Genomic DNA, 14,623 nt, shown 5'->3' on the forward strand with positions numbered 1-14,623 from the left:
TCATGGGAATTTTCTCGTTCGGCAAGAAAGACGACGACGCGCCCCCGCGGCGCGGCGGTCGCACCGGGACCTCCCGGAACGTGCGCACGGAGCGCACCACTGAACGCGTCGAGCGACGCTCGCGCCGCACCGAGCGTCCGGAATCGGACGCACTGCTCCTCGATCCGACCCTTCCAGAAAAGCAACGCGCGCGCCGTCGCCTCGTCGGCGCGATCGCGCTCGTCGTCGCCGCCGTGATCGTGCTGCCGATGGTGCTCGACTCGCACCCGAAGCCGGTCACGGACGACATCGCCATCGACATTCCGAACCGGCCTGCGCACCAGGCGGTCGCACCGCGCGACGATGACGCCTCCGACGTACAGGCAGGCGTCGCGCACGACGAACCGCCGGCATCCGATGTGGCCGTGGCGGCTGCACCAGCGCCCGCGCCGAAGGATGCCGACAAGCCGGCCGCGAAACCCGATACCACGACCACGGCGAGCGTGACGCCGCCGAAGCCCGCGCCGAAACCGGCCGCCCCCGTGGCGAAGCCGGCCGCGCCGAAGCCTGCACCCGCGCCCGCGGCCGTCGCGCGTACCGACGCCGCCAGCCCGGACAGCAGCGATGCTTCGTCGCCGTCGTCGCCGGCCGGTGCGCGTTTCGCGGTGCAGCTCGGTTCGTTCAAGGACGACGCGACGGCCCGTTCGTGGGCCACCAAATTGAAATCGGCGGGTGTGCCCGCATATGTCGAGCATCGCAAGCAGGCAGACGGCAGCACGGCTACACTGTTGCGTGCGGGCCCGTTCGCGGATCGTGCGGCGGCGTCCGCCGCGATCGCGAAGGTGCGCGAAGCCGGGCTGACGCAGTAACGCGCGATGCTGACGGCTTTCGACTACGCTGTATTGGCGGTGATCGCGTTGTCTGCGCTGCGTGGCGCGTGGCGCGGTTTCGTGTCCGAGATTTTCGGGCTGATCGGCTGGATCGCGGCGATCGTGATCGCGGGCCGCTACGTCGGACTGGTCGTGCCGTATATCCCGGCGAACTGGCCGGGCGGTGCGCTGACGCAGTGGGTGATCGCCTTCGCGTTGGTCGTGATCGGCGTGGTGCTGGTCGCCGGCGTGGCGAACGCGTTGCTGTCGCGGATCGCGCAGGCGAGTGGCCTGGGCGGCGTCGACCGCTCGCTGGGCATGATGTTCGGGCTCGTCCGCGGCTGCGTGCTGGTGGTGCTGCTGGTCGCGGCGGCCGGGCTGACCGAGCTGCCCAAACAGGATTTCTGGCGCAATGCGCTATTGCGTCCTTTCGCCGAACAGGGCGTGCACGAGTTGAAGCAGCTCCTGCCCGACGGCATGGCCCAGTACGTACGCGTGTGACGACGCGGCCGGGCAGGACGGAACCGATTTTGTCATTCTGAAGGACATGCCATGTGCGGCATCGTAGGCGTTATCTCCCAATCCCCGGTCAACCAGCTGATCTATGACAGCCTGCTGCTCCTGCAGCATCGCGGTCAGGACGCGGCGGGCATCGCGACGGCGGACGGCAGCAATTTCCACATGTACAAGGCGAACGGCATGGTGCGCGACGTGTTCCGCACGCGCAACATGCGCAGCCTGCCCGGCACCTACGGCATCGGCCAGGTGCGCTACCCGACCGCCGGCTCGGCGTCGAGCGAAGCCGAGGCGCAACCGTTCTACGTGAACGCGCCGTTCGGGATCATCCTCGCGCACAACGGCAACCTGACGAACTGGCAGCAACTGAAGGACGAGATGTTCCGGATCGACCGCCGGCACATCAATACCAATTCCGACAGCGAAGTGCTGCTCAACGTGTTCGCACACGAGCTGCAACTGTCGACCACGGGCCTCGAACTCGATCCGGCCTCGGTGTTCAAGGCCGTCTCGGGCGTGCATCGCCGCCTGCAGGGCTCGTACGCGATCGTGTCGCTGATCGCCGGTTACGGCCTGCTCGCGTTCCGCGACCCGTTCGGCATCCGCCCGCTGTGCATCGGCAAGCTCGAGACCGAGCACGGCACCGAATGGATGGTCGCGTCGGAGTCGGTGGCCGTCGAAGGCATCGGTTTCGAATTCGTCCGCGACGTGCAGCCGGGCGAAGCGATCTTCATCGATCCGGCCGGCAACTTCCACAGCCAGCAGTGCGCGGAGCAGCCGACGCTGAATCCGTGCATGTTCGAATACGTGTACCTCGCGCGTCCGGATTCGTGCCTCGATGGCGTGCCGGTCTACAACGTGCGCCTGCGCATGGGCGACTATCTCGCCGAGAAGATCAAGCGCGAGCTGCCGAACGTGCCGATCGACGTCGTGATGCCGATTCCCGATTCGTCGCGCCCGGCTGCGATGCAGGTCGCCGCGAAGCTCGGCGTCGAGTACCGCGAAGGCTTCTTCAAGAACCGCTACGTCGGCCGTACCTTCATCATGCCGGGCCAGGCCGTGCGCAAGAAGTCGGTGCGCCAGAAGCTCAATGCGATGAGCATCGAGTTCAAGGACAAGAACGTGCTGATCGTCGACGATTCGATCGTGCGCGGCACGACCTCGCATGAAATCGTGCAGATGGCGCGCGATGCGGGCGCGAAGTCGGTGATCTTCGCGTCGGCCGCGCCGCCCGTGAAGTTCCCGAACGTGTACGGCATCGACATGCCGACGCGCGGCGAACTGGTCGCCCATGGCCGCACCGACGAAGAAGTCGCGAAGATCATCGGCGCCGACCACCTGATCTATCAGGACGTCGACGATCTGCGCCGCGCGGTGCGCGACATCAACCCGAAGCTCGAACGCTTCGAGGCGTCGTGCTTCGACGGCAACTACATCACCGGCGACGTGACGCCCGAGTATCTCGATGCGATCGAGCGCGCGCGCCTCACGCCGGCATCGCAGGCCGATCGCGACACGGCGGGCGACACCGAACGCTCGCAGATGAACCTGCAGCTGTCGGTCGAGTGACACCGGCGCACGCTTTTGACGAAGCGTGATAGGATGTGGCCTTGCGTCGATTTGATATCAGCTTGCGGACGCGGGGCGACTTCCCAAAACAGCTAAAGCGAAGGCCGGTGGCAACCGGCCCGAGTCGATCGCTGTCGTACCGCACCGAAGCCCGCTGATGCCGACGCATAGCGGGCTTTTTGTTTTGGCCTGGTTTTGACTGGGTTCGCGCCACTCGCGCGACCCTCGAATACGGAAAACGGAACATGGACGACTCCCTCAACTTCGACACGCTTGCCGTGCGCGCGGGCACGCTGCGCAGCGACTTCAACGAGCACTCGGAAGCGCTGTTCCTCACGTCGAGCTTCTGCTTCCAGAGCGCGGCCGACGCGGCCGAGCGCTTCGCGAATTCGGAAGACTACTTCACCTATTCGCGCTTCACGAACCCGACCGTCACGATGTTCCAGGAGCGTCTCGCGGCGCTCGAGGGCGGCGAGGCGTGCATCGCGACGGCGTCGGGGATGGCCGCGATCATGTCGGTCGTGATGGCCGCGCTGCAGGCCGGCGACCACCTCGTCAGCTCGCGCAGCCTGTTCGGCTCGACGCTCGGGATGTTCTCGCAGATCTTCAACAAGTTCGGGATCACGACGACCTTCGTCGACCCGACCGACCTGAACGCGTGGAAGGAAGCCGTGCGTCCGGAGACGAAGATGTTCTTCCTCGAGACGCCGTCGAACCCGCTGACCGAACTCGCCGACATCGAGGCGATCGGCAAGATCGCGAAGGCATCGAACGCGCTGTTCGTCGTCGACAACTGTTTCTGCAGCCCGGTGCTGCAGCAGCCGCTGAAGCTCGGCGCGGATGTCGTGATGCACTCGGCGACGAAATTCCTCGATGGCCAGGGCCGCGTGCTCGGCGGCGCGCTGGTCGGCTCGAAGGAATTCATCATGGGCAAGGTGTTCCCGTTCGTGCGCAGCGCGGGCCCGACGCTGTCGGCGTTCAATGCGTGGGTGCTGCTGAAGGGGATGGAGACGCTGTCGCTGCGCGTCGAGAAGCAGTCGGCGAATGCGCTGGAAATCGCACGCTGGCTCGATTCGCATCCGGCGGTTGCGCGCGTGTTTCACCCGGGCCTCGAATCGCACCCGCAGCACGAACTCGCGAAGCGTCAGCAGAAGGCGGGCGGGTCGATCCTGTCGTTCGAGCTGAAGGGCGACACGCCCGAGCAGCAGCGCGCGAATGCATGGCGCGTGATCGACAACACGAAGCTGATCTCGATCACCGGCAACCTCGGCGACACGCGCACGACGATCACCCATCCGGCGACGACCACGCACGGCCGCATCACGCCGGAAGCACGCGCGGCGGCAGGGATCAGCGAAGGGCTGATCCGGTTGTCGGTCGGCCTCGAAGACGCGGGCGACCTGCGCAAGGATCTCGCGCGCGGGCTGGAAGGCTGAGCGCGGCACGTCACGCATGTCGTGACGTGATTTGACGTGACACTTGGACGAAGGGCCGGTCGCTTGCGTGACCGGCCCTTCGTTTTGGTGTCGATGCAAATCTCCCGGCTTACCCGGCGGGATGCCCGCCCGCATGCGCGTCGTGGCGCATCGCGTCCACCATCCAGCGCAGCGTTTCGTCGAGCGGCGTGACGGGCAGCTCGCCCACCGCGCGTCGCAGCTTGTCGCGCGACCCACTCAGACTTTTCACTTCGTTGTGCCGCACGAAACGCGGATCGATCGTCACGTCGATCACGTAACCGGCGATACGCGACAGCATCGCCAGCACTTCCTTCAGCGAATACGCGCGCTCGGAGCAGACGTTGAACGTCTCGCCGGCCGGTGCGGCCTCGACCAGCTTCAGGTACGCGGCCGTCACGTCGCGCACGTCGGAGAAATCGCGGCTCACGTCGAGATTGCCGAGCGAGATGCGCGGCGCGTTGCGCGCGTAGTGCGCGACGAGCTTCGGCAGCAGGTACGCATCGCTCTGGCCGACGCCCGTGTAGTTGAACGGCCGCGCGATCACGATCGGCAGCCGGTCGGCCCACAGCTTCGCCGCGTATTCCATCGCGAGCTTGCTGACCGCGTAGTCGTTCGCCGGGGCCGGGGCGACGGATTCGTCGAGCACGCCGGCCGTCGAGTTGCCGTAGATGTTCGCGCTGCTGGCGAGCAGTACGGCCGACGGGCGGCGGTCGAGGCCCGCGAGCGCGGCCAGCAGGTTGCGCGTGCCGACGATGTTGACCGCGTAAGTCTGCGACGGCTCGTCCTGCGCGACGTGCGCGCGGGCGGCGAGATGCACGACCGCATCGGGCCGCGCGTCGGCGGCCGCCGCGCGCATCGCATCCGCGTCGAGCAGGTCGACGGGGAGCAGCGTGCAGTGCGCGAAGGCCGGATCGTCGTGCCGTGCCGTACCGGGCGCGACCGTGCCCCAGACCTCATAGCCGGCCGCCTGCAGGCGGTCGGCCATGTAGCGGCCGGTGAAGCCCGTCAGGCCAGTGACGAATGCACGGCGCGACGGGCGTCCGGCTTCAGAACGTGTCATGGTGTTGATTCCGCGTCAAATCCGCTTCGACCATCATCTGGCAAAGTTGTTCGAGCGTCGTCTTCGGTTCCCAGCCGAGTTTGGCTTTAGCCTTGTCCGCGCAGCCGATCAGCAGGTCGACCTCGGCAGGGCGGTAGAACTTCGGATTCACTTCCACGAGCACGTTGCCGGTCGCCGCGTCGAGGCCGCGTTCCTGCTCACCCTTGCCGGTCCATTCGATCTGGTAGCCGGCCGCCGCGAACGCCATCCGCACGAAGTCGCGCACGGTTTCGGTCCGGTTGGTTGCCAGCACATAGGTATCGGGTTCGTCGGCCTGCAGCATGCGCCACATGCCTTCGACGTACTCGAGTGCGAAGCCCCAGTCGCGCTTCGCGTCGAGGTTGCCGAGCTCGAGGCGGGTCGCCTTGCCGAGCTTGATCTTTGCGATGGTGTCGGTGATCTTGCGCGTGACGAACTCGCGGCCGCGCAGCGGCGACTCGTGGTTGAACAGGATGCCGCTGCTGCCGAACAGGCCGTACGACTCGCGGTAGTTCACGGTCATCCAGTGCGCGTACAGCTTCGCGACGCCGTACGGGCTGCGCGGATAGAACGAGGTCGCTTCCGTCTGCGGAATCGACTGCACCTTGCCGAACATCTCGGAGGTCGATGCCTGGTAGAAGCGCGTCTTCGGGCTCACGACGCGGATTGCCTCGAGCAGGTTCAGCGGACCCAGGCCCGTCACTTCGGCGGTCGTCGCCGGCTGGTCGAACGACACGCCGACGAAGCTTTGCGCGGCGAGGTTGTACAGCTCGTCGGGCTGCGTGCGTTCGAGCAGGCGCAGGCTCGAGCCGGCGTCGGTCAGGTCGTGCTCGACGAGCGTGAGGTTCGGGTGCGTGTCGACGCCGAGCTCGGCGATGCGCCAGAAATTCACCGAGCTGGTGCGGCGGTAGGTGCCGGTAACCTCGTAGCCCTTGTCGAGCAGCAGCTTGGTCAGGTAGGCGCCGTCTTGCCCCGAGATCCCGGTAATGATGGCCTTCTTGCGAGTTTGGCTCATGACGTTGTCCTGGTAAAAACGATGGATGATGAAAGTCAGGCGGTCGTGCCGGCGGCGGCCGGCAGCGCGCGGCGTGCGGGGCCGCGCGTCAGGCGCCGTTCGAAGCCGTACCAGCTCACGGTCGCGTACGCGAGCGTGATCGCGAGCGCCAGCGCGGCCGTGACGAAGCGGTTCAGGTGCAGCGGCCACAGCGCGTACAGCACGCTGAGGTGGATCAGGTACACGGAGTAGCTGACGGTACCGACGTAGACGAGCATCGGGTTCGTCAGCACACGCTGCACGAGGCCGCGGCCGCGCAGCGCGATCACGACGATCGACGTGCACAGCAGCAGCGAGATGCTGTAGAGCGCGGCATTCGACAGCGGCGTGTTCGCGGCGCGGAAGCGCGGGAACGACAGGTGCAGCCAGCCGAGGATCGCGAGTGACACGAGCGCGCCGACGATCGCGAGCGGATAGAACGGCTCGAGCGCGCGCCGGTCGCGGCGCAGCACGATCGCGAGCAGCGCGCCCGCGGCGAGCAGGTCCATGCGGAACGGCGTCAGGTAGTAGATCGGCCAGAACGAGTCGAACCACGGCGTCGCGATCGCGCGCAGCACGGGGGCCGCGACGATCAGCGCGGCGGCGACCCACAGCAGCGCGCGCTCCGAGCACCACAGCACCACGAACGGCCAGAAGATATAGAACTGTTCCTCGACCGCGAGCGACCACAGCACGTTCAGGCTGTCATGGCCGATGCTGCCGAGCGACAGCCCGATGTTGGTCGAGAAGAACGCGAACCACGGCCAGTGCGGCAGCCAGCCCGCGCCGAACAGGATCGTCGACACCACCAGCAGCAGCACGTACGGCGGCAGGATGCGACGCACGCGGCGCGCATAGAAGTGGCTGAAGTACGACTGCCCGCGCGCCTTGCGATCGAGCAGGATGCCGGTGATCAGCAGGCCGCTCAGCACGAAGAACAGGTCGACGCCCATCCAGAGCGGCGCCTTCAGCGCGTGCTGCAGGAACACGGCGCCCACCGCGATCGCGCGCAGCCCGTCGAGCTGCACGATGCGGCCGTGTTGCGGCGGGGTGAGATCCGCGGGTCGCGAGATGCCCGTCATCGCGCCGCTCCTTCGCGACGCGCGGCGTGGGCCGGGGCGTGTCGCACATCCGATACGTAAACGTGAACGTAATGCATGCTATTAAATGAAATATCGAATCGAAATCGATTCTAGGGAAAAGAAATCGGCAAAAAAACGCGCGTCATTTATCTGACGGCAAATATTCAAATGCCGATTATTTCTGTCGCCGGGTGAAAGGTAGGCGCCCGGACGGCCCCGTCAGGCGGTGAAAGGCGGAATTTTCTACGGGACGGAAATCGAAAGGCGGTCGTTATTGCCGCTTTCGGGCGCCTTTTCGGCGCTGTTCCGGTTCGATATTTCACGCGGAAACATCCCCAAATATTTCCAAATTTCTTGTGATTATTTTTGCTTGTAACCTGCATCGCGACGTTTGAAACCCATTTAGCGACAGGGTGCGCCGGCGGCAGTCCTTGCGGCGGCCCGGTCGTTATTGCATCAAGTCTGGAGAAGCGCATTGCGACGTCTGATTCTGGTAGGCATGACGGTGTGCGCGACGCTGCTGACGGGCGCCGCACCGGCCGAAACGGTGTTGCCCGCGACGACGTCGTGGATCGGCAATACGTTCGGCTATGGCGATGGCAGCTGGACGCAGATCGACATCCGCGCGATCGCGGTGACGCCTGAAGGCAAGGTGTATACGAACGCGCCGTGGGACGAGAGCGGGGCCGAGGCGAGCGTCTACCAGGACGGGAAGATGCTCGGCTTCGCCGGCGGCACGCACGGCTGGGGCAATCTCGGCGGCAGCGCGATCGCGGTGAACAGCAAGTACGCGTATGTCGCGATCGGTGTCGGCAACGAGCGCGGCCATCTGCAGTCGCCCGGCATCTGGCCGGACAAGGGCAAGCAGTGGTTCGGCATCTCGCGTCGCACGATCGGCGACCTGAAGCAGCCCGCGCCGTTCCGCGCGGCGCCGCAGGTTGCGCCGGGCGGCCGCGCGGACACCGGTCGCGCGCGGATGGCCGCGAGCTTCATGATGATGAACGAGGTGGCGGCGCCTGCGCGTTCGGAAGTGGGCGAGCAGAAGGCGGAAGTCGGCGGCCTCGCGGCCGACGACAAGACGCTGTTCGCGACAAATCCGTCGCGTGACGCGGTGGACGTATACGACGCGGAGACGATGCAGCAGAAGGGCACGTGGAGCGCGCACGAGCCGGGCCGCCTCGCGCTCGCGGGCGACGGCACGCTGTGGTTGCTCACGGACACGATCAACGGGCCCGCGCACCTCGTGCACGTGCGCGCGGACGGCCGCAAGCTCGACGACGCGCCCGCGCTGCCGGAAGGCACCGACGCGGTGGACGTGGCCGTCGACGCGAAAGGGCGTGTGCTCGTCGCGGACAACGGGCCGCGCCAGCAGATCCTGATCTTCTCGAAAGGCGGCAAGGGCTATGCGCAGTCGGGCACGCTCGGCGAGCGCGGCGGCATCTTCGCGGGCCCGGTGCCGGGCCGGCCGGGGCCGCAGCGGTTCAACGGGCTGACGGGTGTCGGGGTCGACCGCGCGGGCAACATCTACGTGTCGATGAACGGCATCGGGCCGCGCCACGACACCATCGGTGCAGGGCTCGGCGCGGTGCTCGAAAGCTACACGCCGGACGGCAAGCAGCGCTGGCAGGTGCAGGGGCTGCTGTTCGTCGACGGCGCGTGGCTCGACCCGGCGCGGCCGAACAGCGTGTACACGGGCAACAAGCGCTTCGAACTCGACCTGTCGAAACCGCCGGGCCAGGACTGGAAATACGTCGGCTTCCTGTCGAACCGCTTCAAGTATCCGGACGATCCCGTGTTCCACACGGACCAGTATCCCGGCATGCCTTTCGCACGGCGCCTCGACGGCCGCACGTTCCTGTACCTGACCGACATGTACGCCGATCACCTGAAGATCTACCGCTTCGACGCGAAGCGCGACGGCGAGGTCGCGATTCCGTCGGGCCTGATCGCGGGGCGTGCGCGACCGGTCGACAAGGTGCCGAACAAGCCGCCGGGCGGCGACTGGCTGTGGCGCGACGCGAACGGCAACGGCCGGCTGGATGCCGACGAGTTCGAGACGAACACGACGGGCAAGGCGAAGGCGGGCGGCTGGGGCTGGTGGGTCGACACGAAGGGCGACATCTGGCGCACCAGCGACGTGCGCGGCATCCACCGCTTCCAGTACGGCGGCGTCGACAAGGCCGGCAACCCGGTCTACTCGTACGACAAGGTCACGACCTATCCGATGCCGCAGCCGTTCACGCAGTTGCGCCGCGCGATCTACGAGCCGCAGACCGACACGCTGTACGTGACCGGCTACACGGCCGACGCGCCGCCGCAGCCGGGCATCAACAAGGAAGTGGGGCGTGTGCTGATCCGCTTCGACAAGTGGTCGACGGGTTCGCCGGTCGTGCGTTACCAGGTCGCGCTGCCGTGGCAGCTCGACGCGAAGCCGATCTTCGACCTGATCGGGCTCACGGCCGAGGGCCGCTACCTGTTCGGGGTGGAGCCGGTCGGCAAGATCCACGTGTACGACAAGGAAACCGGCAAGGAAGTGGGCGTGATGAGCCCGGGCGCCGAGGTCGGCAAGGCCTCCGGCTGGGTCGACGTGCCGTTCGGCATCAGCGCGTTCCGGCGCGAGAACGGCGAGTACCTCGTGTTCGTCGAGGAAGACGCACGCGGCAAGGTGCTGATGTATCGCTGGAAACCGTGACGGGCGACGTCACACAAGGCAGAAGCATGGACAAAGGCATACTCAAGAACGTTTCGATCAACTTCATCGGGCTGATCCTGCCGACCTTCGTGTCGCTGGTGACGGTGCCCGCCTATATCCACGCGCTCGGCGTCGAACGCTACGGCGTCGTCAGCCTCGTGTGGACGCTGATCGGCTATTTCGGGATCCTCGATCTCGGGATGAGCATGGCCGCGCAGAACCACATCTCGAAGGCGCTCGCGAGCGGCAACGCCGACGAAAGCGCGCGCGTGTTCTGGAGCGCGTTCTGGCTGAACCTCGGCACCGGCATCGTCGGCGGGCTGCTGATCTATTTCGGCGCGTTCGTCTACACCGCGTACTTCACGAAGGTGTCGGCGGCGATGCAGCATGAGGTGTATCTCGCGCTGCCGTGGCTCGCGCTCGCGATTCCGCTGGCGAACGTGTCGTGGGTGTTCGCCGGCGCGATCAACGGCGCCGAACGCTTCGGCGTGTTCAACACGAACCAGACGATCGGCACGTTCCTGTTCCAGCTGCTGCCGCTCGGCGCCGCGTGGTGGATCGCGCCGAACCTGCAGACGGTGCTCGCCGCGGCGGTCGTCGCGCGGCTGATCGCCGCGGTGATGCTCGGCCAGGCCAGCATCAAGGTGCTCGGGATCCGGCGCATCGATCCGCCGCAGTGGGGCACCGCGAAAGGGCTGTTCAACTTCGGCGGCTGGATGCTGATCGCGAGCACGACGAGCATGATCGCCGACACGCTCGACCGCGTGATGCTCGGCGCCGGCATGGGCGCGAAGTTCGTCACGTACTACACGGTGCCGCAGAACCTCGTCACGCGCCTGAACATGCTGCCGAACGCGCTCGTGCGCACGCTGTTCCCGCGCCTGTCGGCCGTCGGTCGAGACCACGCGGACACGCTCGCGCGCCAGTCGCTCGAATTTCTGAACGGCGTGTTCACGCCGGTCGGCATCGTCGCGATCTTCGCGCTCGCGCCGTTCCTCACGCTGTGGGTGGGCGCGGATCTCGCCGCGCATTCGGCGCCGGTCGGCCGCGTGCTGGTGATCAGCGTGTGGCTCGTCGGCCAGGCGAGCGTCACGCGAATCCTGATCCAGTCGCAGGTCAATCCGGCTCGCGCGGCGTTCGCCGGGCTCGTCGAGATGCCGTTCTTCGTCGGCGGCCTGTGGTTCGGCATTCATCACTTCGGGCTGATCGGCGCGGCGGTGGTCGTCGCGGCGCGTGCGCTCGTCGACTATGGCGTGCTGCTGTACCTGTCGGCGATCCGGATGCGCGCGATCGTGCTCGACATGCTCGCGCATCTGGCGTTTCTGCTGGCGAGCCTGTTTCTGGCGCAGGCGTGGCCGGGGCTCGTCGAGTCGGTCGGTATCTGCGCGGTCGTGCTGTTGTTGAACGTCGCGTGGTCGCTCACGATGACCCCCGGGCTGCGTGCGCTCGTGCGCGACCTGTTTGTCCGTCTCAATGCGAGGAAAATGGTATGAATCGCGATCTGGCGGAACACGCCGTATTGAATCTCGCCACCGCCGATGCGGCCGTGGCCGAAGCGGGCGATGCCGCCGCGCTGCGCCGGGCGCTGCCGGCCGAACGGGCCGGCGCACGCCATCCGACGCGCGCGCTGCGCGTCGCGATCGTCCACGACTGGCTCGTCACCTATGCCGGAGCCGAGCGCGTGCTCGAACAGATCGTCGCGTGCTTTCCCGACGCGGACCTGTTCAGCCTCGTCGACTTCCTCGACGATCGCGCGTTCGTGCGCGGCAAGCCCGTGACGACGTCGTTCATCCAGAAGCTGCCGTTCGCGCGCACCAAGTACCGCAGCTACCTGCCGCTGATGCCGCTCGCGATCGAGCAGCTCGACGTGTCCGAGTACGACCTGGTGATCTCGAGCAGCCATGCGGTCGCGAAGGGCGTGCTGACGGGGCCGGACCAGGTGCACATCAGCTACGTGCATTCGCCGATCCGCTATGCGTGGGACCTGCAGCACCAGTATCTGGAACAGTCGAACCTCACGCACGGGCCGAAGTCGCTGCTCGCGCGGATGATCCTGCATTACATCCGCAATTGGGACACGCGCACCGCGAACGCGGTGGACGGTTTCGTCGCGAACTCCGCGTTCATCGCGCGGCGCATCAAGAAGGTCTACCACCGCGACGCGGCGGTGATCTTCCCGCCGGTCGACGTCGACGCGTTTTCGCTGAACGCGGAGAAGGAGGATTTCTACCTGACCGCGTCGCGGATGGTGCCGTACAAGAAGATCGACCTGATCGTCGAAGCCTTTTCGCGCACGCCCGAGCGCAAGCTCGTCGTGATCGGCGACGGCCCCGAGATGCAGAAGATCCGCGCGAAGGCCGGCCCGAACGTCGAGATCATGGGCTACCAGCCGTTCGCGGTGCTGCACGACCGGATGCGGCGCGCGAAGGCGTTCGTGTTCGCGGCCGAGGAGGATTTCGGGATCTCGGTGGTCGAGGCGCAGGCGTGCGGCACGCCGGTGATCGCGTACGGCAAGGGCGGCGCGCTCGAAACCGTGCTCGACCCGCAATCGGACCTGAACCCGACCGGCCTCTTTTTCGACGAACAGACGCCGCTCGCGATCGTCGCGGCCGTCGACGATTTCGAGCGTGCGCCGCAGCGCTTCACGCCGACCGCCTGCCGCACGAACGCGGAGCGGTTTTCCGCCGATACGTTCCGGCGGCGCTTCCTCGACTACGTGGAGGCGGCGCTGCCCGGCTCGACCGCGCAGCGCGGTACGGCGATCGCGCCGATGCCGGCCGCGCGCGGCCCGGCGACGCTCGTGCTCGACCAGAGCGGCGTGCTCGGCGGCGCCGAACTGTCGCTGCTCGAGATCATGAAGCACATGCGCGCGAACGCCGATGTGCTGCTGTTCGACGACGGCCCGTTCCGCGCGGCGCTCGACGAGATCGGCGCGCGCGTCGACGTGGTCGACCAGGGCGCGCTCGCGGGCGTGCGCAAGCAGGGCGGCGTGTCGCTCGGTGCGTTGAAGCAGCTCGTGCGGCTGGTGCGCGACGTCGCGCGCCGCGCACGCCGCGCCGAGGTGATCTACGCGAACACGCAACGCGCGATGGTGGTCGCCGCGCTGGCCGGACGGCTCGCGCGCAAGCCGGTGGTGTGGCACCTGCGCGACATCGTCAGCACCGATCATTTCGGCAGCAAGCAGTTGCTGGCGATCAAGTACTGCGCGCGGCTCGGCGTCACGCGCGTGATCGCGAATTCCGATGCGTCCGCGCAGGCGTTCCGGACGCTGACGGGCTTCACGCCGCAGCACGTCGACGTCGTGTTCAACGGCATTTCGGCCGAGCCGTTCGACGCGCTGGAAGGCGTCAGCCAGGCCGCGCTGCGCACGCGCCTCGGGTTGCCCGAAAACGCGTGGCTCGTCGGTTCGTTCAGCCGGCTCGCGCGCTGGAAGGGGCAGCACGTGCTGCTGGAAGCCGCCGCGCCGCATCCCGACATGCACGTGGTGCTGGTCGGCGCGCCGTTGTTCGGCGAGGACGAATACGCAGCTCAGCTGCACGAATACGTCGCGCGGCGCGGGATGGACGAGCGCGTGCATTTCCTCGGGTTCCAGCGCGACGTGGCCGCCTGCATGACGGCGGTCGACGTCGTCGCGCACACGTCGATCACGCCCGAGCCGTTCGGGCGCGTGATCGTCGAGGGGATGCTCGCGCGCCGGCCGGTCGTCGCGGCCCGCGCGGGCGGCGTCGTCGAGATCATCGAGGACGGCGACAACGGGCTGCTCTGCGCGCCGGGCGACGCGGTCGCGCTGGCCGATGCGCTGGCTACGCTGAAGCGCGACGGCGCGCTGCGCGAGCGGCTCGTCGCGAGCGGCCGGGCGACGGCGGTGCGCCGGTTCGGCACCGAAACCTACGTGGAGCGGGTCGAGAAGATCCTCGCGGATACAGTAAAGGCGGCGAAGGCGAAGAAGCGCTAGCAGCCGTCGGCGCGAGCCAGTGGGAAACGGGCCCTCATGCGGCGGTGTGCTGCGTGGGGGTTTTGTTTTTCAGCGCCGGGGGCCTTTGTCGGGCGGGTGGTGGGCAGGTTGTTGTGCGTCGAGTGGGGCGTGCTTGGCCGATTGTTGAGTGGGAGGGCGCGGTTGGTGACGCGAGAAGGCGACGCCAATGGTGGCGTCAGAGGAAGACTTCAGAAGGTGACGCCAGAAGGTGACGCCAGAAGGTGACGCCAGAAGGTGACGCCAGAAGGTGACGCCACGAGACCGTGCCCAGGCAGTCCCGGTGGCGAAAGGCGGTCGAGGGCGGCTCCTGCGGGCCGTGGCGCGGCCGGACGCCCGAAGGCTACCCACCCCCCCGCCAACCCGGCATGCCGG

10 protein-coding genes are annotated in these 14,623 nt (G+C 67.1%); 7 read left to right on the forward strand and 3 right to left on the reverse strand.

What is annotated here, in order from left to right; all coding sequences use genetic code 11:
* Positions 1-2 precede the first annotated feature (2 nt).
* The 4 genes from CFB41_RS22015 to CFB41_RS22030 all read left to right on the forward strand — a co-directional run bounded on the left by CFB41_RS22015 (position 3) and on the right by CFB41_RS22030 (position 4,369).
* Positions 3-848, forward strand: a complete 846-nt coding sequence (locus CFB41_RS22015) for an SPOR domain-containing protein (protein WP_089457852.1) — start codon at positions 3-5, stop codon at positions 846-848.
* A gap of 6 nt (positions 849-854) precedes the next feature.
* Positions 855-1,349, forward strand: coding sequence for a CvpA family protein (locus tag CFB41_RS22020; RefSeq protein WP_039358324.1), 495 nt, complete (start codon positions 855-857; stop codon positions 1,347-1,349).
* A gap of 51 nt (positions 1,350-1,400) precedes the next feature.
* On the forward strand, positions 1,401-2,933 hold the full coding sequence (purF, locus tag CFB41_RS22025) for an amidophosphoribosyltransferase (RefSeq protein WP_089457853.1): 1,533 nt from the start codon (positions 1,401-1,403) through the stop codon (positions 2,931-2,933).
* Positions 2,934-3,178: 245 nt separating this feature from the next.
* Positions 3,179-4,369: an O-succinylhomoserine sulfhydrylase gene (locus tag CFB41_RS22030; protein ID WP_059815232.1), complete on the forward strand. Its 1,191-nt coding sequence runs from the start codon at positions 3,179-3,181 to the stop codon at positions 4,367-4,369.
* Between the two features lie 109 nt (positions 4,370-4,478).
* Here CFB41_RS22030 and CFB41_RS22035 read toward each other — a convergent pair whose 3' ends face one another.
* The 3 genes from CFB41_RS22035 to CFB41_RS22045 are packed head-to-tail and all read right to left on the reverse strand — an operon-like array spanning position 4,479 to position 7,583.
* Entirely contained in the window at positions 4,479-5,450 is a 972-nt protein-coding gene (locus CFB41_RS22035; protein WP_089457854.1) for an NAD-dependent epimerase/dehydratase family protein, read from the reverse strand.
* Positions 5,437-6,483 (reverse strand): GDP-mannose 4,6-dehydratase, encoded by a 1,047-nt coding sequence (gene gmd / locus CFB41_RS22040; protein ID WP_089427932.1) that lies wholly within the window; start codon positions 6,481-6,483, stop codon positions 5,437-5,439. Before gmd ends, CFB41_RS22035 begins: the two co-directional genes overlap by 14 nt.
* A gap of 35 nt (positions 6,484-6,518) precedes the next feature.
* Entirely contained in the window at positions 6,519-7,583 is a 1,065-nt protein-coding gene (locus CFB41_RS22045; protein WP_089457855.1) for an acyltransferase, read from the reverse strand.
* Positions 7,584-8,082: 499 nt separating this feature from the next.
* Here CFB41_RS22045 and CFB41_RS22050 point away from each other — a divergent pair, with 499 nt between their 5' ends.
* From CFB41_RS22050 to CFB41_RS22060, 3 genes are read left to right on the forward strand one after another with little or no spacing between them, the layout of a single operon-like run.
* Positions 8,083-10,275, forward strand: a complete 2,193-nt coding sequence (locus CFB41_RS22050) for a hypothetical protein (protein ID WP_179250221.1) — start codon at positions 8,083-8,085, stop codon at positions 10,273-10,275.
* A 26-nt stretch (positions 10,276-10,301) separates the two neighbouring features.
* Positions 10,302-11,768, forward strand: a complete 1,467-nt coding sequence (locus CFB41_RS22055) for a flippase (RefSeq protein WP_089457857.1) — start codon at positions 10,302-10,304, stop codon at positions 11,766-11,768.
* On the forward strand, positions 11,765-14,230 hold the full coding sequence (locus tag CFB41_RS22060) for a glycosyltransferase family 4 protein (protein ID WP_179250126.1): 2,466 nt from the start codon (positions 11,765-11,767) through the stop codon (positions 14,228-14,230). Before CFB41_RS22055 ends, CFB41_RS22060 begins: the two co-directional genes overlap by 4 nt.
* The last annotated feature ends 393 nt before the right edge of the window (positions 14,231-14,623 follow it).

This window comes from Burkholderia sp. AU33803 (genome assembly GCF_002223095.1).
Classification (GTDB): domain Bacteria; phylum Pseudomonadota; class Gammaproteobacteria; order Burkholderiales; family Burkholderiaceae; genus Burkholderia.